The following is a 19,227-nucleotide window of genomic DNA, read 5'->3' on the forward strand; positions in this document are numbered from 1 at the left end:
CTTGGTCTAAATGAGGAACATCGCTGCAATGGTTGTCACTACGAGACCAATCACAACTGGGAGTAGGTTTCTTCTTGCAAGTTCAAATGGATCCACATTACAAATAGCGGCAGCAGGGATTAACGCCCATGGGACAAGTGTCCCGCCCCCAACCCAGATGGCAGCAATTTGCCCGAGGGCTGTCAATGTAGCAGCACCCTTGCCGATGGCAACTGCAAAAAGGCTTGCTACAGAGCCGGCAAGAGAAATTCCTGAAAAGCCTGAACCATCTAAACCAGTGATAGCCCCTACTGTAGTCAGAGTAATTGCTCCAACTTCCTTACTTAACGGAACGATACTGGCAAGGGATACACCTAAGTCATTCACAATTCCGTGCGACGCTTTTGGTAAAAAGTCTCCAATAATTTTCCCAAATCCCGCATCACCTAAGTAGAAGAATGCAGCAATTGGGATTACAGGACCGAAAACCTTAAATCCAAATTGGAAACCCTCTATTAGATATTGGGTTGTTTTTTCTAAGCCTTTATTTTTATGACTTGTTAAAGCAATCATTAGAAGAATAAGAATGGAGGTACCACCGATTAATGCAGTGGCATCCCCACCAGCTAAATCAAGGATTGACATAGCGGCAACGTCCGCTGCAAATAATAATGGAACTAAAAAAGCAAAAAAACGTTTTTGCCCAAGTGATAAAAGTGTAGGTTGAGCTGTGGTTTCTTCAACTGGAGAATCCGCGCTGACTGAGGTTGAAGTAGTTAGTACCCCGCGTCTCATGTCCCTTCTTAAGAAGTAGAAGGCAGCAACGGTTGTAACGAGCCCCATGATAAACACTAACGGAATACTTGCATCAATGACATCTTGAATGGGAATACCAGCCGCATCAGCGGTTAGCTTAGGAGCAGCTTGAATAACAAAGTCACCTGATAAAGCAATACCATGACCAAACAAGTTCATTGCCATTGCTACGCCAAGAGCTGGAAGTCCTGCACGAATCGCAACTGGAAGTAGAACTGCCCCTAATAAGGCAACAGCAGGTGAAGGCCAGAAAAACCATGAGATCACCATCATTAAAATCCCGATTGTCCAATACGCTAGTGTTGGATTGCGTATGAGCTTTCGAAAAGGTGATATCATAACATCATTAATTCCGGTTACTGTTAATGTATTGCTCATCGCAACAATTATTGAAATAACAAGAATAGTAGATAATAATTCTGTAATAGCATAACTGAAACTGTTGAAAATACTGCTTATCGAATGACTTAACGAACCCGTTGCTGTAATAGCAATTAGGAAAATACCGACGATACATACAATTGAAGTGTCTCTTCTCATGACCATAAATCCAATAATAAGGATAATAAAGGTCACGTAGATCCAATGAAGAGCAGTAAGCTCGACAATCATATTAGTCCCTCCTTTCATTCACCCAGGGGGCTATAGCCCTGTTGGATGTAATACAGAATATGAAAATTGGCCTAAGTGGTGAGAGGGAAAAGTGAAAAAATCTTTAGGGAAAACCTGCCAAATTCAACAAATTATCAAACGTAAAAACGACTTTTTTTTGACAGTTAATATCGTTAGCTATACACAAATAGGATTAATAGATATAGTAATTACAGTTTAGAAAGAATCTGTAAGTTTTAAATTCATCCTATATATATTAAAATGGACAACAGACAGACATGTCTTTGAAAGGTGGACTATAGTAATGACAAGACCGATTAATGAAACATTTTTACAAGCAGCAAGGGGCGAGAAAACAGACCATGTCCCTGTTTGGTATATGCGTCAGGCGGGCCGATCGCAGCCAGAGTACAGAGCAATTAAAGAAAAGTACTCCCTTTTTGAAATCACTCACCAGCCTGAGTTATGTGCGTATGTAACGCGCTTGCCAGTTGAGCAATATAACGTTGATGCAGCGATTTTATATAAAGATATCATGACACCCCTTCCTGCAATCGGCATGGAAGTAGAAATAAAGGGTGGAATTGGACCAGTTATTGATAATCCAATTCGTTCTTTAGCAGATGTTGAAAAACTAGGAGAAATTAATCCAGAAGAGGATGTTCCTTATGTATTAGATACAATTAGATTATTAACTGAGGAGCAGCTATCCGTGCCATTAATCGGTTTTTCTGGTGCACCATTTACACTTGCCAGTTATATGATCGAAGGAGGACCTTCTAAAAACTATAATAAAACAAAAGCTTTTATGTACACTGAGCCGAAGGCATGGTTTGCATTAATGGACAAACTTGGCGACATGATCATTACATATGTGAAGTCCCAAATCAAAGCGGGGGCTCGTGCTATCCAGATTTTTGATTCATGGGTGGGAGCGTTGAATGTAGAGGATTATCGTTATTTCATTAAGCCTGTTATGAATCGTATCTTTACTTCATTAAAAGAGGAAAATGTTCCGTTAATTATGTTCGGTGTTGGTGCGAGTCATCTTGCCTTAGAATGGAATGACCTGCCACTTGATGTGGTTGGTTTAGATTGGCGTTTGCAGGTCCAACAAGCAAGAGAAATGGGCATCCATAAAACTATCCAAGGGAACCTTGACCCAGCTATTTTGTTAGCTCCATGGGAAGTAATTGAAGAAAGGGCAAAGGCAATTTTAGACCAAGGAATGGCACATGATGGCTACATCTTTAATTTAGGTCACGGTGTATTCCCTTCTGTTAATCCTGAAACGTTGAAAAAATTAGCCTCTTTTGTCCATGAGTATTCAGCATCAAAATTTAGTCGTTAAAGTCCCATCTTAAGTTTTAAAATTGGTAAGGAGTCCAATTTTTTGGCACAATAAAATGGGTTGCTTTATAATGGGTCATTAGGGGCATCCAAGCTTTTAGTGGCCCAAACCCAATCGATTTTTTAAAAATTTGGGAAAAGGCAAACAGATTTGATAATGAGGTGCGGACATGACAAAAAAGAAGATGGGGCTGTTAGTAATGGCATACGGTACCCCATATACATTAGATGATTTAGAAGGATACTATACTCACATTCGACACGGACGGAAGCCTACTCCGGAAATGATCAAAGAACTTCGAAGTCGGTATGAAGCTATTGGCGGAATATCCCCTCTAGCTAAGATTACCCTCGAGCAAGCAGAAAAACTCGAAGAACATTTAAATAAAATTCAACCAGACATAGAATTCAAAATGTATCTTGGGTTAAAACACATCAAACCCTTTATAGAGGATGCAGTGAGACAAATGCATGCTGACGGCATCGAAGAGGCTATTAGTATCGTTCTTGCTCCTCATTTTTCAACTTTCAGCATTAAATCCTATAATGGTAGAGCATTAGAAGAAGCAGAAAAATTGGGCGGCAGACTAAAAATTAGAACTATTGACAGCTGGTATCAGGAACCAAAGTTCATTGGATATTGGGTTGAAAAGCTAAAGGAAGTCTATGCAGGAATGCCTCAAGAGAAAAAGGATCAAGCAGTTCTGATTGTTTCCGCACATAGTCTTCCTGAAAAGATTCTCCAGTTTGGTGATCCTTACCCGAGCCAACTTCGAGAAACAGCGGACTTAATTGCTAAACAGGCAGGTATACAAAATTATGTAGTTGGCTGGCAAAGCGCGGGGCAAACACCAGAGCCATGGCTTGGTCCAGATGTTCAGGATTTAACTCGGGATTTATATAATGAGCATCATTATAAAGCATTTGTATATGCACCTGTGGGGTTTGTGTGTGAACACCTTGAAGTGCTGTATGATAATGATTTTGAATGTAGAAAAGTGACGGAAGAATTAGGTGCAAGTTATTATCGTCCAGAAATGCCTAATGCTAAGGAAGAATTTATTGATGCATTGTCGACCGTCGTTCTTAAAATGACCGCTGAATAAGCTTCAGATAGTTTATTGGAAGAAGGTGACCACCGTGGCGGAAGAAAAACAAAAAATTATCATCATTGGGGGAGGGATTGCTGGGCTAACATCCGCTTTCTATCTTCAAAAAGCGATTCAGGAAGATAATCTCCCAATCGAGATTAAGCTAATCGAAGCTTCACACCGTCTCGGCGGTAAAATGCAAACCGTTATCAGGGATGGTTTTACAATTGAGAGAGGGCCCGATTCTTTTTTAGCCCGGAAGTTGAGTATTAGTAGGCTTGCAAAGGAAGTAGGGATGGATGATCAATTAGTCCATAATTCCACGGGTAAATCATTCGTTTTAGTTAACGAAAAACTGCACTCTATGCCAGGTGGTTCAATTATGGGAATTCCTACTGAAGTTGGACCTTTTATCACAACTGGTCTATTTTCCATTCCCGGGAAACTAAGAGCTGCAGCAGATTTCATTCTACCAAGGTCAGAAAGTGGAAAGGACCAATCTTTGGGTGAGTTCTTCAGAAGAAGACTAGGAAATGAGGTTGTTGAAAATTTAATTGAACCATTATTGTCTGGGATTTATGCTGGAGATATTGATCATTTAAGCCTCATGTCTACTTTTCCGCAATTTTATGAGGTAGAACAGAAATATAGAAGCCTAATCATTGGTATGAAAAAAACCACTCCTTCCCAACCAAAAACGCCTGATCGAAAGGAAAAGGCTAAAGGTGGTTTTTTAACATTTAAAACGGGACTTCAATCGTTCGCTGAAGCGATAGAAGCAAAAATAGATCCTAAATCAATCTTAAAAGGGCATCGTGTTGATAAAATTATAAAAAACGGACATAAATATGATGTTTATCTCAATAATGGGGAGACATTAGTGGCAGATAGCATTATTGCAGCAACTCCTCATAAGATAACCCAATCAATGTTTGCGGATTACCGTTTTTTTGATCCTTTTAAATCTGTCCCTTCGACATCTGTAGCAACTGTGGCTCTAGCCTTTCCAGAAGAAGCAGTCAAAAATGATATTGATGGAACGGGCTTCGTCGTTTCTAGGAACAGTGATTATTCAATCACTGCCTGTACTTGGACGCATAAAAAGTGGGCACATTCAACACCGAAAGGGAAACTATTACTCCGCTGTTATGTCGGAAGGTCAGGGGATGAGACAATCGTCGACCTCTCAGATGACAGGATTATTAAGATTGTTTTAGATGACTTGAAAAAGACCATGGATATCACCATGAGCCCGGATTTTGCAATTATTTCACGTTGGAAAAATTCTATGCCCCAATATACAGTAGGACATAAAAAACGCGTGGCTAACATTTTAGAGCATATGAAGGTTGAGTTACCTGGGGTATTTTTAGCAGGTTCTTCTTATGGCGGTGTTGGACTCCCAGATTGCATTGATCAAGGTGAGGCAGCCGTCCAAAATGTCCTAGATTATTTAAAAAGAGAAAATTTCTAAAAAAGGAGCTGTTTATTGTGATTACAGCTTCTTTTTATTGCTTGCAAACATATGGGAATCGATGTATACTCTAAAAGTATTAAATGACCAATTCGTTCAAACGGTCAATTTAGTTGAATGTTGTTTAGGATTGTCGATGGATAGTCCTTATTTTTTGCAGAAAATTGACCAAATGAACAATATGGTCATAAAGAAAAAGGAGGTATTATAAATGAAAAACCTGCTCGTTAAGGAAGAGCTGCTTGCTATTTTAAGAAATAAAAAAGTATTAATCCCTATTATTGCAGTCATGTTTGTCCCTGTTTTATATGCGGGAATGTTTTTATGGGCATTTTGGGACCCATACGCAAAGCTTGATGAGCTCCCGGTTGCTGTTATAAACGGAGATGCTGGTGCAACACTTGATGGAGACCATCTGAAGCTTGGTGACGATTTAGTATCTAAGTTAAAGGAAAATGAGCAATTTGATTTCTCGTTTGTCGATAAAAAAGAGGGTTATGATAACTTAAAAAATCAAAAATATTATATGGTTATCGAAATCCCCAAGGACTTTTCAAAAAATGCGACAACATTATTGGATGAGCAACCGAAGAAGCTGGAGTTAATCTATACACCTAATGAAAGCTATAACTTCCTATCTGCTCAAATAGGCGGCACAGCAGCAGAAAAAATAAAAACAGCCGTTGCTTCCAAGGTAACAGAGACTTATGCAGAAACCATGTTTGATAAAGTCAGCGAGCTTGCCAATGGTGTAGTGAAGGCGAGCGATGGTGCAGGGCAGTTAAGTGATGGTTCGGTTGAACTAAATAAAGGCTCTAAAGATTTACATGAAGGACTTGCAACCCTTGCTGAAAAGTCAATCCTATTTAACGATGGGATGAAATCGGCTGATGCCGGTTCTGACAAACTTGCAGCGGGTTCCAAAGAACTCTATAACGGACTAGAAACCCTTGCCGAAAAGTCAATTGAATTTGACAATGGTGTTAAAGCTGCAGCTTCAGGTTCTAAACAATTAGAAGCAGGATCATCTGAACTGAAAACCGGCTTAGCTAAGGCAGATGCCAACCTTCCGTTGCTTATTGCCGGTACAAAAGAGGCATCTGCGGGGGCAGAACAATTAAAACGTGACCTTCCCGCAGGGATTGCTTCAGGAATTGAAAAGGAATTGAATGGAAGTGTCGTCGATCTTCATGCAGGCATTGATCAATTTCAAACACAGTTAACCAACAGTTTAGCATCCCAAATTGCTGCGCAAACACTGACTCAGCAAACAGAGAAAATGCAGAAATTAGCCCAAACTTTAATTGAGAACAAAGTAGATCCAGCACTTGTTCAAGGTATAATGGCAAATGAACAAAAAAGTGCCCCAACAAAAGAACAGTTAGAGCAGCAAATTTTATCGGAACTAAAGCCTAAAATAGATGCAGGTTTTAGCCAGTTCAAAACCGGAGTAGATGAAAAATTAGCAGGGTCATCGAAAGGGTTAGAGGATAAAATTACAGCCCAAACAAGCCCTTATTTTGATCAATTGATTTCAGGTATTGGCAAAATAAATGGAGGCCAGCTGGAATTACAGAAAGGGATCCATGCTTTATATGTAGGTTCATCAAAATTAGCAGATGGGTCAAATAATCTTTCTGAAGGAATGAGTCAACTGGCTAATGGTGCTGATCAAATGACCGCAGGAACTGGTCAATTAGCATCAGGTTCTGGTGAGTTAAAAACAGGCGCCTCCGACTTGAATAATGGTTTGAATCAATTAACAACGGGTGCATCAGCACTATCATCTGGTGCAGGGCAATTAGATGATGGTTCTTCGCAGTTAAAAGACGGTACCACCAAGCTTTCTGAGGGTGCAAAGGAATTAGCAGATAAGCTTTCAGATGGTGCTGACGAAGCAGCCAAGGTCCACTCCGATGAAAAGACCTATAATATGATGGCTGACCCGGTAAAACTGGATAATGAAAATATTAACCATGTACCAAACTATGGAACCGGTTTTGCACCATACTTCCTTTCATTAGGGCTGTTTGTGGGTGCATTGCTTCTATCGATTGTCTTTCCACTTCGCGAAACGGCAATCGCTCCTGCAAATGGATTTAACTGGTTTTCAAGTAAGTTTTCAATCATGGCTGGGATTGGAATTTTCCAAGCTCTGCTTGCTGACGTAATTCTCCTTGGAGGACTAGGTCTTGAAGTACAAAGCATTCCAAAGTTTATTCTCTTTTCAATTATAACAAGCTTAACGTTTGTCGCGTTAATTCAACTCCTTGTATCGGTGTTTGCAGATGCGGGACGCTTTATTGCAATTATTATCTTGATCTTACAATTAACCACAAGCGCAGGGACATTCCCGCTTGAATTAATTCCTAACTTCTTACAGCATTTCAATGCTTATCTGCCGATGAGTTATTCGGTTCAAGGCTTTAAGGCTGTAATATCAAGTGGTGACTACAGTTTCATGTGGCAAAATTTCATGATTCTATTAGGATTTATGCTTGCATTCGCTTTAGGAACCATTGCTTATTTTTCAATGAGATTTAATCACAAATTTAAGCATCAGATTACTGAATAAAAAAAGAACGCAAAACCAGCCCATGATTTCAGGCTGGTTTTTTGCTTAAGAATGAAAAGATATTGGTTTTTGAGTATATTAAGAATATAAACATTGATTTGGAGGGGTTATATTGAAACTTACAGTTATCGGGTTTTGGGGTGGATATCCGAAACAAAATGAGGCGAGCTCTGGTTATCTACTTGAACATGATGGCTTTCAATTATTAATCGATTGTGGCAGCGGGGTACTTTCGAAGTTACAAAACATTATCCAGCCTGAAGACCTGGATGCGGTGATCCTTTCGCATTACCACCCTGATCATATCGCAGATATTGGCGTCTTACAGCATGCGAGATTAATTCAAGGATTTTTAGGAAAGGAGATCCAAACCCTGCCTTTATATGGTCACGATTTGGATCGATATGAATTTAGCAAATTAACCTATAAAGAGATTACTAAAGGGGTTGCCTATTATCCTAATGAGGTTCTCACAATTGGTCCATTTCATGTTTCTTTTCTTAGAACAGATCACCCCGCCCCATGCTACGCGATGAGAATAGAAGCGGCTGGAAAAGTCATTGTCTACACTGGTGATAGTTCATTTAAAGATGATTTTATCCAGTTCAGTCAAAATGCTGATTTACTGTTATGTGAATGTAACTTTTATGGACATCAAAATGGAAAGTCGGCTGGACATATGAACAGTATCGACGCTGGTAAGTTCGCACATAAAGCTGAAGTTAAGCAATTAATATTAACTCATTTGCCTCACTATGGATCACTCCCTCAGTTAATTACTGAAGCATCCACTGAATTTACTGGTATAATTAAGCTCGCAGAAGAGTTTCAATCTATTTCACTATAAGAAGGGGCCGAATACTATGTTATTCATCGATAATAAGGGGATCACAGATCCACAAATAAATTTGGCAATTGAGGAGTATGCACTGAAAAATCTTGATATCAATGAAACCTATTTATTATTTTACATAAATGAACCTTCCATCATTATTGGTAAGAATCAAAATACCATTGAAGAAATTAATACCGAATATGTTGAGAGTAATGGCATTAAAGTTGTCCGCAGGCTGTCTGGCGGTGGGGCGGTCTATCATGATCTTGGCAATTTAAATTTTAGTTTTATCACCAAGGATGACGGAGAGAGCTTTCATAACTTTCGTAAATTTACTGAGCCAGTCGTTGAGGCATTAAATAAATTAGGGGTAAAAGCTGAATTAAGTGGTAGAAATGATCTAGAGGTAGGAGGTCGAAAAATCTCTGGAAATGCCCAATTTTCAACTAAGGGCAGAATGTTTAGCCATGGCACGCTAATGCTTAATTCAGAAATAGATAACGTGGTCTCAGCTTTAAAGGTAAAGAAAGATAAAATAGAATCAAAAGGAATTAAATCAGTCCGAAGCCGGGTTGCTAATATTTCTGAGTTTCTTACTGACAAGTTGGAAATTGGTGAATTCCGTTCTTTATTGCTAAAGAATATTTTTGAGGGACAAGAAGAAATACCAGAATATGTTCTTACGGATGAGGATTGGGAAAAGATTCACCAACTATCAAAAGAACGCTACCAAAATTGGGAATGGAATTACGGAAGATCACCTAAGTTCAATTTACAGCACTCTTACCGCTTCCCGGTAGGCAGCATCGATGTCCGTTTAGAGGTGTATAAAGGGGTTATTGAAAATTGTAAAATCTACGGTGACTTTTTTGGCGTGGGTGATGTAAGTGAAATTGAGGAGAAATTAAAGGGCAGGCGCTATGAAAAAAGTGAAATTGACAAGGCACTTACAGATATTGACACGACCCATTACTTTGGAAATATAGCAAAGGATGAGTTTTTAAATTTATTATATTAAGAGGCGAGGCACAGCGTTTTCAAACGCTGTGTTTTATTTTTTTCAGAATTTTCTAGTATTATACTTGAATAGGTTCATTTCTTTTAATATAATATGTTTAGAAAATTGTTGCAATTTTATGAATGAGTATTCATTCATCAAAGGGGGAGAACGATGAATCTTTTATCACGTTTTGAAGAAGCAGCGGAGAACTTTGCCACTAAACCAGCCTATTATTATATGGACCAAACATGTACTTATGCTGAATTGGATGGTGCAATTACGAAATTTGCATCTGGTCTCGAAAAATTAGGAGTCAAACAAGGAGATCATATCGCATTATTGTTAGGTAACTCACCACACTTTGTTATCAGTTTATATGGGGCACTACGGTTAGGAGTAACTGTAATTCCCGTGAACCCCATTTACACTTCAGATGAAATAGGTTACATATTAAATAATGGTGACGTCAAGGTAGTGATCGCACTAGACCTTGCGATCCCATTAGTAGAAAAAATGCATACTTTCTTGCCAAAAATCGAACATTACGTATTTTGTGAAACGTCGCCAACTAGCAGTGTTGAATCAAAAATAGAAGCATTATCAGGCTCCTTAAAAATGAAATCGTTTTCATTGGTGCTTGCTTCTGGTGATCTAACCTTTAAGGGACCTAAACTCAATGACGATGATACAGCTATTATTCTTTATACGTCGGGCACAACAGGCAAACCAAAGGGTGCGATGTTAACCCATAAGAATTTGTATAGTAATGCTAAAGATGTTAGTGAATATTTGAAAATGAATTCCGATGATAAGGTAGTAACCGTTCTTCCGATGTTCCATGTTTTCTGTTTGACAGTTGCCTTAAATGCACCTTTATTAAGTGGGGCCACACTATTAATTGCACCTAAATTTAGTCCTAGAGAAATTTTTGAACTAGTCAAAGAAAATCAGGCCACTGTTTTTGCAGGTGTCCCGACCATGTATAATTTCCTCCTCCAATATCCTGACGGAAATCCTGAAGACCTAAAATCTTTACGCTTATGTATTTCAGGAGGAGCTTCCTTACCTGTTGCCCTCTTAAAGAATTTCGAACAAAAGTTTAATGTAATAGTATCGGAAGGTTATGGCTTGTCTGAGGCTTCTCCTGTTACTTGCTTTAATCCGCTTGATCGCCCGCGTAAGCCTGGATCAATTGGAACATCCATCCTTCGTGTAGAAAATAAAGTCATTAATGAGCTTGGTGAAGAAGTACCCGTTGGTGAGGTGGGAGAACTTATCGTCCGTGGTCCTAATGTAATGAAGGGTTATTATAAACTACCGGAGGAAACGGAAGCGGCGATACGGAATGGCTGGCTTCATACCGGAGACCTTGCCAGAATGGATGAAGATGGCTACTTTTATATTGTTGATCGAAAAAAGGATCTCATCCTAGTTGGCGGCTATAATGTCTACCCGCGTGAAGTGGAAGAGGTTATTTATAATCATACTGATGTTGTAGAGGTCGCTGTTCTCGGCATTCCAGATCCAAATCTTGGTGAGGCTGTTAAAGCCTTTGTTGTCAGCAAGAACCCCGAGCTAACAACGGAGCAATTACTAGATTATTGCAGGGAACATTTGGCCAAATATAAAATTCCATCCTTGATTGAATTCATTGAAGAACTTCCTAAGAATACAACCGGGAAGATATTAAGAAGGGTCCTAAAGTCACAGGTAGCCCAAACTGTCAGTAACTAATATTTACATTGTGGGCAGGTATGTTAACCTGCCCTTTTAAGGGGGAGCATTATGGAACCAATTTTGCTGGAGATAAACAATCATGTGGCAGTTGTTACAATCAATCGGGCCGATTCTCTAAATGCGTTTAATTATGAGACATTACTCGACCTACAGAAAAAGGTTGAAGAAATTCGCAGTAATTCAGAAGTTCGGGCCGTCCTATTTATTGGTGCTGGTGAAAAGGCATTTAGTGTGGGGGCAGACTTGAAGGAAAGAAAAACATTATCGGATGAACAAGTGAAGCGAAATCTTTATAAAATTAATGAGGTCTTTACGGCGATTGATTGTCTGCCCCAACCGACTATTGCCGCAATAAATGGATTTGCGTTTGGCGGAGGAATGGAGCTTGCTTTGGCTTGTGATTTCCGTATTGCAGCAAAAGAAGCACTGATGGGTTTAACGGAAACGAGTCTAGCGATCATTCCAGGTGCAGGAGGGACTCAACGCCTTCCGCGCTTGATTGGTCAGGCTAAGGCCTTAGAGCTCATCTTGACGGCACGTCGCTTGTCTGCTGATGAAGCTTTTACCTTTGGACTTCTAACAAAGGTTGTGGAGCGAAAGGAATTAATGACAGAGTGTTTTGCTTTTTGTTCGCAAATACTGGCTAATGGCCCAATTGCAGTCCAACAGGCCAAGTTTGCAATTAAAAATGGGATGAATACTGACTTAAACACAGGATTACAAATTGAACGTAAGGCATATGAAGTAACACTCCCAACAGAGGATCGAATCGAAGCACTGCATGCCTTCGCTGAAAAAAGAAAACCTGCCTTTAAGGGGAAATAAACAGAACATGGTGCTTGGCGCCATGTTTTTTTTATTTCCCTTTAACAGAAAATTTGCTATTATTTATGTTTATATGAGTGATGCAACAAGGGGGAATCAGGTTGGCGGATCTAGCCTTTAGTAGAGAAACATCTGAATTTAAAAAAGGAATCCAAGCTGGGTTAAGTATCGCGATTGGCTATTTTCCGATTGCGTTGACTTTTGGTCTCCTTGCTAAGACTTCGGGACTATCTATCTATGAAACGGTATTAATGAGTCTGATTGTGTTTGCTGGCGCATCCCAATATATTTCACTTAGCCTCATAGCCTATGGGACAGGAATATTTGAAATCATTCTAACGACCTTCATTGTAAATATCCGGCATTTTCTGATGAGCACATCACTGAATGAAAAGGTAGAAGAGGACCATCTTGTTAATAAGTTAATTTATTCTTTTGGCATTACAGATGAAACATTTTCTGTTGTCGCTACAAAAGACGGCACTGCGGCAACTGGCTTTTTGTTCGGTGTAATTTCCGTTTCATACTCCAGTTGGGTAATTTTTTCCGGGCTTGGGCATTTAATTGGAGCGAGTCTGCCACAAACCTTACAAGAAAGCATGGGAGTTGCACTTTATGCAATGTTTATTGGCCTTCTAGTCCCTTCCATGAAAAAAAGCGTCAAAGTGATTTTCTTGGCGGTACTGGGTGCAGTTTTTAACTCGATTTTTACCATTGGAAATCTCATGGCTCAAGGTTGGGCAATTGTTACGGCGACCCTTCTATCTGCCATTATTATCGAAACAGCTGAAGTTATTAAAATGAGGAATCGGAGTGTAAGACATGAAGACTGAAATAGTATGGATGATCCTTGGAATGGGTTTGGTTACATATATTCCCCGTATGATGCCTTTTGTTTTATTTAAAGGGAAAGAACTCCCGCCTTTTATTCAAGGGGTATTAAAAAATGTTCCGTTTGCCACGCTTGGTGCGTTAATTTTTCCCTCCATTCTTTTAATCCAGAAGAACGATATATGGTACGGGGTGTTAGGAGCCGCTGCTGCCTTTATTGCTGCCTTTTTAGGCGCTAATGTCATTATAGTCGTCCTCGGTTCAATCGCTGTTCTATCCATATATTCCTATCTTATGTAAGCCGGTATTTACTACTGGCTTTTATTTTTTTCTCTATTAATCTTGCTTGTTTATTACCACGAAGGCGCTTGCGCTTTTCTTATTTCCAGTTCTATTTTATACTTTTTTAACTAAACTAAGTATAGAGAGTTTGTACAAAGGGGGACAAATCATGGCGAGAAAAATGGGAGTCTATGCTGTTTTGGGCTACATTCTATATGGATTGCTTATTTATTGGTATTTATTCTACTTTGCTGATACAAGCCTTCCTTTCGAATACGAAGGATCGAAGGCTGACCCGACCACTTTTTTAAATGGACGAGAACTTATGCTGACTGAGGAATATTCCAAAATAAGAAATTTATTATTTTTCTTATCAACTCCGTTGGAATGGCTTTTATATTTCTTAATATTATTATTCGGGTTATCAAAAGCAATCAAACGCTGGGCAGTAGGCTCCTCAAGGTATAAACTGCTTCAAACAGCTATTTATCTAATCTGGCTATCTATTTTCGCTTATGTGGCGACATTTCCGTTAAGTTACATTAGTTATTCTTTAGCTAAAACATATAATATATCAACACAATCCTTTGCTTCCTGGATGAAGGATGAGTTAATTGACTTTTGGATTAATTATGGGACTTGGTTGATAATTGTTCCAGTATTATACTGGCTTATGAAAAAAAGTAAAAAACGATGGTGGCTTTATGGATGGCTATTATCAATTCCGTTTACTTTATTTATGATGTATCTTCAACCAGTAGTGATTGATCCCTTATATAATGACTTTTATCCATTACAAAATAAAGAATTGGAAACAAAAATCTTGGCGTTGGCTAATAAGGCTGAAATTCCAGCACAGCATGTATTTGAAGTGAATATGTCTGATGAAACAAATGCTTTAAATGCGTATGTAACAGGAATAGGCTCTAATGCTAGAATTGTTCTATGGGATACTACCTTAAATAAACTGAATGATAATCAAATATTATTTATCATGGCTCATGAAATGTGCCATTATGTTGAGAAACATATTTATTTTGGGATTGCTGGCTATTTGCTGATTTCATTGCTTGGATTGTATTTGGCCTATAGAATTATGAATTGGGCAACAAGGCGCTGGGGAAAGGAATTAAAAATTTCAGATGTCCGTGATATCAGCTCCTTGCCGTTATTTTTTATGGTCCTTTCGATGCTCCTATTTGCGGCAAGTCCATTTACCAATTTTACTTCTCGTTATCAAGAAACACGCGCAGACAAATATGCGATAGAAATGACCAAAAATCCAGAAGCTGCAATCACTTCTTTCCAGGAACTAACCCGATCTGGTTTAAGTCAAGTAAATCCACCGCTATTAGTCAAAATTTTTAGGTATACCCATCCTTCCATGCTCGACCGAATTTCCATGCTCGAAGAATTTGAACTGAAACAAAGGAATAAATAGATTATTACTAGCAGAAGAATGACTGAAAAGTGCGGATTATCTAATCATAGATATATTCGCCTTTTTTATGGATAAAAATAAAAAAGCCGTCAATTTTTGACGGCTTATCAAAAGTAGTTTACGTCCCAAATTTTTTGTTAATTTCCTTTAGTTGCCCGGATAAATGGAGAAATGACTTTTTGTCTCGACAATCAATGGCCTCATCGATTTTTTGCAGTAATTTTTCTCTCTCGACAGTTAACTGAATTTCAGACAACAGTATTTCGATGTATAAATCCTGGACGAAGTTCTCTTTCAGCCGATTGCGTTTCATGGCACCAAGTTTCATTAATTCCGTGTATGATTTTTCATTCATGAAAATCACCTCTGATGCTTTTTAAAATTATATGGTTTTTTTCGAGGATTATCATTCATTTTATAATTTTAAAATAAATATTTATTTAGCCTAAATTTTGTGAATAATTTAGGAACAATTCAGAAAAGTGACGGAATAAAAAACAGGGAATGGTAAGATATGGTGGATAAGATGGAAAAAGGAGTTGAATGGGTTGAAACAAACTCAAATCGAAGAATATGAAATCAATTCATGCACGATGTATGTAGAACCAGTTGTATATGGAGGGAAAGTTTATTCGCGTTCAGTGGAATTAGAAGATGAATTCTTATCGCCCTTTAAGCCATTGGATATAATCAAAAAGAGTTGCATTTATTTTGGTGTTGATTACGAAAGCAGGAAAAGAGGCACACGGCAATTAATTGGCTATTACCGAAAACTCCCAATCATCATTGAACCAACGAACAACATCTATTTTTTTCCTACGGTTTCGCCGCTAATTCCTGAGTGTATATGGATTTCATTTGAACATGTTGAGAGTTATCGCCGCGTATCCGCTCAAAAAACAATGATCATTTTCCGCAATAAACAATCGCACATATTTCCAGTACCAGTAAGTACAATTGAAGGCCAAATGTTAAGAACTTCATTATTAAAAACAAAGCTCATGCAAAGAATAGAAAGTAATGGGAAAAGATTATTTTATATGGCACGTGGGCCCCAATCAATAAATGCTCTGGAAAAATCCTTTGAATACGATGCTCATTCCAAAAACCTAAAATAAGTCTCGAATTGCTAACCATTAACGGGACAGATGTTTTTTTAACAAATAGGCCTCCATTAATTCCTGAACCTTATTACGGATTCTTGGGTTAAAGTAATTATGGTTTTCTTCATAGCCTTTATAAATAAAACTGTACAGCGTAAAAGCATCGTCCCGTTTTGTTTCAATCACCTGAAGTTTATTTTTTTTCATATATTGTTTTACAATGGCCAATTCCTTCTGTATTTCCTTCATCGTTTCCTCAATTAAATCTAAATATGGTTGTTTTAACTTAAACGGGCTTTTTTCAACAACGGTTAAATCCCTGTTTAAGATAATTAGAACCATTGGTAAATACATAGCCTTTTCCATTATGTCTCGATCATCTTCGGGGATTCTGGTCATTTTTTAGTCACACCTTTCATTCTTAATGGAACAAATGTTCTACTTTATTTTACAAAAAAGAAACATCAAAAGCAATAGGCCTTTACATTAACCAAAACTCGTCATTGGACGAGTTTTATTTATTGAAATTTTCAGTTGTTATATGAGAAAGTTTTTATTAATAGAAGGATATCGGATAGGGGAAAATGAATTAAATGAGGAAACCCCTAAAGAGAAATAACAGTCATTAAATAGGAGAATAAAAAACATGGATGAATAGGTGAGATAACAATGAGATCTGATAAACATCAAGTGAAGAAAAATAGAAGATGGCCATCCGTTTTACTAGTATTTATACTGCTCATTGGGGCAGTGGCAGGGTATGCTTATTATCAATACAGACTGGGTGTTAACCAATCACTAAAAAAAATTGATAAAAAAGCTTCAAATGTTGTCTATACTTTTGAAGGAAAAAAGGATCAGTATGGAGGTACAAATATCCTCGTGCTCGGAAGTGATGCAAGAGGCAAGGAAAAGTCTCGAGCGGATACAATCATGATTGTTCATTATAATGAAGACAAAGGAACCTTTAAGCTAACTTCAATTATGAGGGATAGTTACCTCGAGATTCCGGGGCATGGTAAACATAAAGTGAACTCTGCCTTTGCACGCGGCGGCCCAGAGTTAATGAGACAAACAATCAAGCAAAATTTTGATATTGACCTACAATATTATGTCATTGTGGATTTTCAAGGCTTTGTGCAACTTATTGATGAAGCATTCCCTAATGGGGTAGAGATAGATGTAGAGAAAAAAATGTCTAAAAATATAGATGTAACTTTAGAGCCAGGTCTGCAAAGATTAAATGGAGAGGAAATGCTTGGTTATGTTCGCTACCGTCATGATGCCATCGGTGATTTTGGCAGGGTAGAACGTCAACAAAAGGCGGTAAAGGCCATTGGAGATCAATTAATGGGCTTGCAAACGATTCCAAAACTCCCAAAACTTATTGGAGTAGTGGCGCCGTATGTGAATACAAATATGGACACTTCAGATATAACATTTATGGCTAAAGATTTCTTTTCGAATGATCGCGGAAATATCGATACGTTACGAATTCCTGTCGAAAATAGCTATTCGGATGCACGAATAGCTGGGGAAGGAGCAGTATTAGATATTGATGTCGAAAAAAATAAAGAGGCACTACATCAATTTATTACAAAGTAATCAAAGCACTGCTATTTAGTAAAGGCTCTTTTCGTAAACTTTGTTGCTTTAGGAGCTTTTTAAGGGTCATTTACTAAGTTCCTGGGCAATTTTCACAAATGTTCTTACGAAAAGATGCCACGAGGCATAGAGTTTTACGGGTTGATGAACTTATACGAAAAACAACAATCTATGCGAAAATAGCCTTAGTAAAAAAATGAGGGGAAATCTGATGGACATTGAATCATTAAAAGCATGGTTTACGCTTGAACATATTATGAGTTTGATTCAGGAATATCGTGCCTTAGGTCCCATACCAGGCGTATTGCTTATTGTCATAGAAGCATTCATGCCATTTCTCCCATTGTTTTTATTTGTAATGGCTAATGCAAGTGCTTTTGGACTTTGGTTAGGATTCTTATATTCATGGCTCGGAGCCTGTATCGGGGCAATGCTCGTATTTTTACTAGTCAGAAGGTATGGGCAGCAAAAGTTATTATCTTTTTTGCCCAAGCACCCGCAGGTCCGTAAATTAATGGATTGGGTAGATCGTCATGGATTTGGTCCCCTCTTTTTACTGCTTTGTTTTCCATTTACACCTTCAGCTGTAGTAAATATTGTTGCAGGTCTTTCTAAAATTCGCCTTGCTCAATACATGTTAGCCGTATGTATTGGAAAAATGGTGATGATTTTCACGATTAGTTTTGTTGGCTATGATCTCCAGTCATTGCTGACTAAGCCGCTTCGAACTGTTGTAGTATTGCTTATTATTTTCATTTTGTGGATTGTTGGCAGACGAATTGAAGGTAGAATGAATAAGCATACGGAAACTGACCATAATGGTGAAATAGATAGAAACTATAAGCAGGAGAAACGGAGGAGCGTTAATGAAGATTGAATGGAAAAAGGAAGGCATGGAATGGGCTAAGGCTTTTGCGATTGGAATCATTATTTTTGCTTTTATTCGTACATTTTTCTTTTCGAATTATGTAGTAGAAGGCGAATCAATGATGCCAACGCTGCAGGATGGAAACAAGCTGGTAGTTAACAAGCTTGGTTATCAAGTGGGGGAATTGAATCGATTTGATGTCATTGTATTTCATGCCAATGAAAAAGAAGATTTTGTAAAACGGATTATCGGCTTGCCAGGTGATAAGATTGAATATCGTGATGATCAGTTGTATATCAATGGGCATAAGTTTGAAGAGCCATTTTTAGATGTGTATAAACAAAAAACACCTGGAATAAGGATTACTGGTGATTTCAGTTTAAAGGAAATTACCGGTGAAAATACAGTCCCTGATGGAAAGTTATTTGTGCTTGGTGATAATCGATTAGGTAGTTGGGACAGCCGTCAATTCGGTTTTATTTCAGCAAGTCAAGTGGTAGGTAAAGTGGATTTACGCTACTGGCCATTAAATGAAATGGACGTCCATTTTTAGTTCAAAGATTAAAAGGTTTAACACGATGATAAATCGTGTAAGGCTGTCGAAAAACCTCGGCAGCCTTTTATTTTATTCAATTACTTCAACAATTCACCGCATTAATTCATTAAATATTTATTGGTATATAGACTTTAAAAAGGCTCACATCGTAGAATTTACCAATTATGGCTTGAATCGGCTCTATGATATTCCAAACGTTTGTGCTTATTTTGTGGTAAAATGAGAAATATAATGGTTTTGAATGGTT

General features: G+C 38.2%; 19 protein-coding genes. 16 read left to right on the top strand and 3 right to left on the bottom strand.

Going from position 1 to position 19,227, the window contains the following annotated elements:
• Positions 1-6 precede the first annotated feature (6 nt).
• On the bottom strand, positions 7-1,407 hold the full coding sequence (locus ACJ004_RS00535) for a hypothetical protein (protein ID WP_410890519.1): 1,401 nt from the start codon (positions 1,405-1,407) through the stop codon (positions 7-9).
• Positions 1,408-1,711: 304 nt separating this feature from the next.
• Here ACJ004_RS00535 and hemE point away from each other — a divergent pair, with 304 nt between their 5' ends.
• The 12 genes from hemE to ACJ004_RS00595 all read left to right on the top strand — a co-directional run bounded on the left by hemE (position 1,712) and on the right by ACJ004_RS00595 (position 14,848).
• Positions 1,712-2,758: a uroporphyrinogen decarboxylase gene (gene hemE / locus ACJ004_RS00540; protein ID WP_410890521.1), complete on the top strand. Its 1,047-nt coding sequence runs from the start codon at positions 1,712-1,714 to the stop codon at positions 2,756-2,758.
• Between the two features lie 169 nt (positions 2,759-2,927).
• Entirely contained in the window at positions 2,928-3,863 is a 936-nt protein-coding gene (gene hemH, locus ACJ004_RS00545; protein WP_410890523.1) for a ferrochelatase, read from the top strand.
• A 34-nt stretch (positions 3,864-3,897) separates the two neighbouring features.
• Positions 3,898-5,322, top strand: a complete 1,425-nt coding sequence (gene hemY / locus ACJ004_RS00550; protein ID WP_410890525.1) for a protoporphyrinogen oxidase — start codon at positions 3,898-3,900, stop codon at positions 5,320-5,322.
• 37 nt (positions 5,323-5,359) lie between these two features.
• Complete coding sequence (locus ACJ004_RS00555) at positions 5,360-5,533, top strand: hypothetical protein (RefSeq protein ID WP_410890527.1); 174 nt, start codon at positions 5,360-5,362, stop codon at positions 5,531-5,533.
• Positions 5,534-7,897, top strand: a complete 2,364-nt coding sequence (locus ACJ004_RS00560) for a YhgE/Pip family protein (protein WP_410890528.1) — start codon at positions 5,534-5,536, stop codon at positions 7,895-7,897.
• 112 nt (positions 7,898-8,009) lie between these two features.
• On the top strand, positions 8,010-8,744 hold the full coding sequence (locus tag ACJ004_RS00565; RefSeq protein ID WP_410890530.1) for an MBL fold metallo-hydrolase: 735 nt from the start codon (positions 8,010-8,012) through the stop codon (positions 8,742-8,744).
• 16 nt (positions 8,745-8,760) lie between these two features.
• The gene (gene lplA, locus ACJ004_RS00570; RefSeq protein ID WP_410890532.1) at positions 8,761-9,750 is read left to right on the top strand and encodes a lipoate--protein ligase; all 990 of its coding nucleotides are present in this window, start codon (positions 8,761-8,763) and stop codon (positions 9,748-9,750) included.
• 153 nt (positions 9,751-9,903) lie between these two features.
• Positions 9,904-11,466 carry a fatty acid--CoA ligase family protein gene (locus ACJ004_RS00575; RefSeq protein ID WP_410890534.1) on the top strand — a complete coding sequence of 521 codons (1,563 nt, stop codon included), beginning with the start codon at positions 9,904-9,906 and terminating at the stop codon, positions 11,464-11,466.
• Positions 11,467-11,517: 51 nt separating this feature from the next.
• A complete protein-coding gene (locus tag ACJ004_RS00580) occupies positions 11,518-12,294 on the top strand; it encodes an enoyl-CoA hydratase-related protein (RefSeq protein WP_410890535.1) in 777 nt (258 codons plus the stop codon).
• 101 nt (positions 12,295-12,395) lie between these two features.
• Positions 12,396-13,127: an AzlC family ABC transporter permease gene (locus ACJ004_RS00585; protein ID WP_410890537.1), complete on the top strand. Its 732-nt coding sequence runs from the start codon at positions 12,396-12,398 to the stop codon at positions 13,125-13,127.
• On the top strand, positions 13,117-13,425 hold the full coding sequence (locus ACJ004_RS00590) for an AzlD domain-containing protein (protein WP_410890539.1): 309 nt from the start codon (positions 13,117-13,119) through the stop codon (positions 13,423-13,425). Before ACJ004_RS00585 ends, ACJ004_RS00590 begins: the two co-directional genes overlap by 11 nt.
• 151 nt (positions 13,426-13,576) lie before the next feature.
• Complete coding sequence (locus ACJ004_RS00595) at positions 13,577-14,848, top strand: M48 family metallopeptidase (protein WP_410890541.1); 1,272 nt, start codon at positions 13,577-13,579, stop codon at positions 14,846-14,848.
• 118 nt (positions 14,849-14,966) lie between these two features.
• Here ACJ004_RS00595 and ACJ004_RS00600 read toward each other — a convergent pair whose 3' ends face one another.
• Positions 14,967-15,203: an IDEAL domain-containing protein gene (locus ACJ004_RS00600; protein WP_410890542.1), complete on the bottom strand. Its 237-nt coding sequence runs from the start codon at positions 15,201-15,203 to the stop codon at positions 14,967-14,969.
• Between the two features lie 193 nt (positions 15,204-15,396).
• Here ACJ004_RS00600 and ACJ004_RS00605 point away from each other — a divergent pair, with 193 nt between their 5' ends.
• On the top strand, positions 15,397-15,966 hold the full coding sequence (locus ACJ004_RS00605) for a competence protein ComK (protein WP_410890544.1): 570 nt from the start codon (positions 15,397-15,399) through the stop codon (positions 15,964-15,966).
• An 18-nt stretch (positions 15,967-15,984) separates the two neighbouring features.
• Here ACJ004_RS00605 and ACJ004_RS00610 read toward each other — a convergent pair whose 3' ends face one another.
• Positions 15,985-16,350, bottom strand: a complete 366-nt coding sequence (locus ACJ004_RS00610; RefSeq protein WP_410890546.1) for a YhjD family protein — start codon at positions 16,348-16,350, stop codon at positions 15,985-15,987.
• A 270-nt stretch (positions 16,351-16,620) separates the two neighbouring features.
• On the opposite strand from ACJ004_RS00610, the gene ACJ004_RS00615 reads away from it, so the two are divergent.
• From ACJ004_RS00615 to lepB, 3 genes are all read left to right on the top strand, one after another.
• Positions 16,621-17,556, top strand: coding sequence for an LCP family protein (locus ACJ004_RS00615; RefSeq protein ID WP_410890548.1), 936 nt, complete (start codon positions 16,621-16,623; stop codon positions 17,554-17,556).
• A 211-nt stretch (positions 17,557-17,767) separates the two neighbouring features.
• Complete coding sequence (locus tag ACJ004_RS00620; RefSeq protein WP_410890550.1) at positions 17,768-18,433, top strand: TVP38/TMEM64 family protein; 666 nt, start codon at positions 17,768-17,770, stop codon at positions 18,431-18,433.
• Entirely contained in the window at positions 18,423-18,977 is a 555-nt protein-coding gene (gene lepB, locus ACJ004_RS00625) for a signal peptidase I (protein WP_410890552.1), read from the top strand. Before ACJ004_RS00620 ends, lepB begins: the two co-directional genes overlap by 11 nt.
• Positions 18,978-19,227 lie beyond the last annotated feature (250 nt).

Source organism: Neobacillus sp. 204 (assembly GCF_046562815.1).
Classification (GTDB): domain Bacteria; phylum Bacillota; class Bacilli; order Bacillales; family Cytobacillaceae; genus Neobacillus.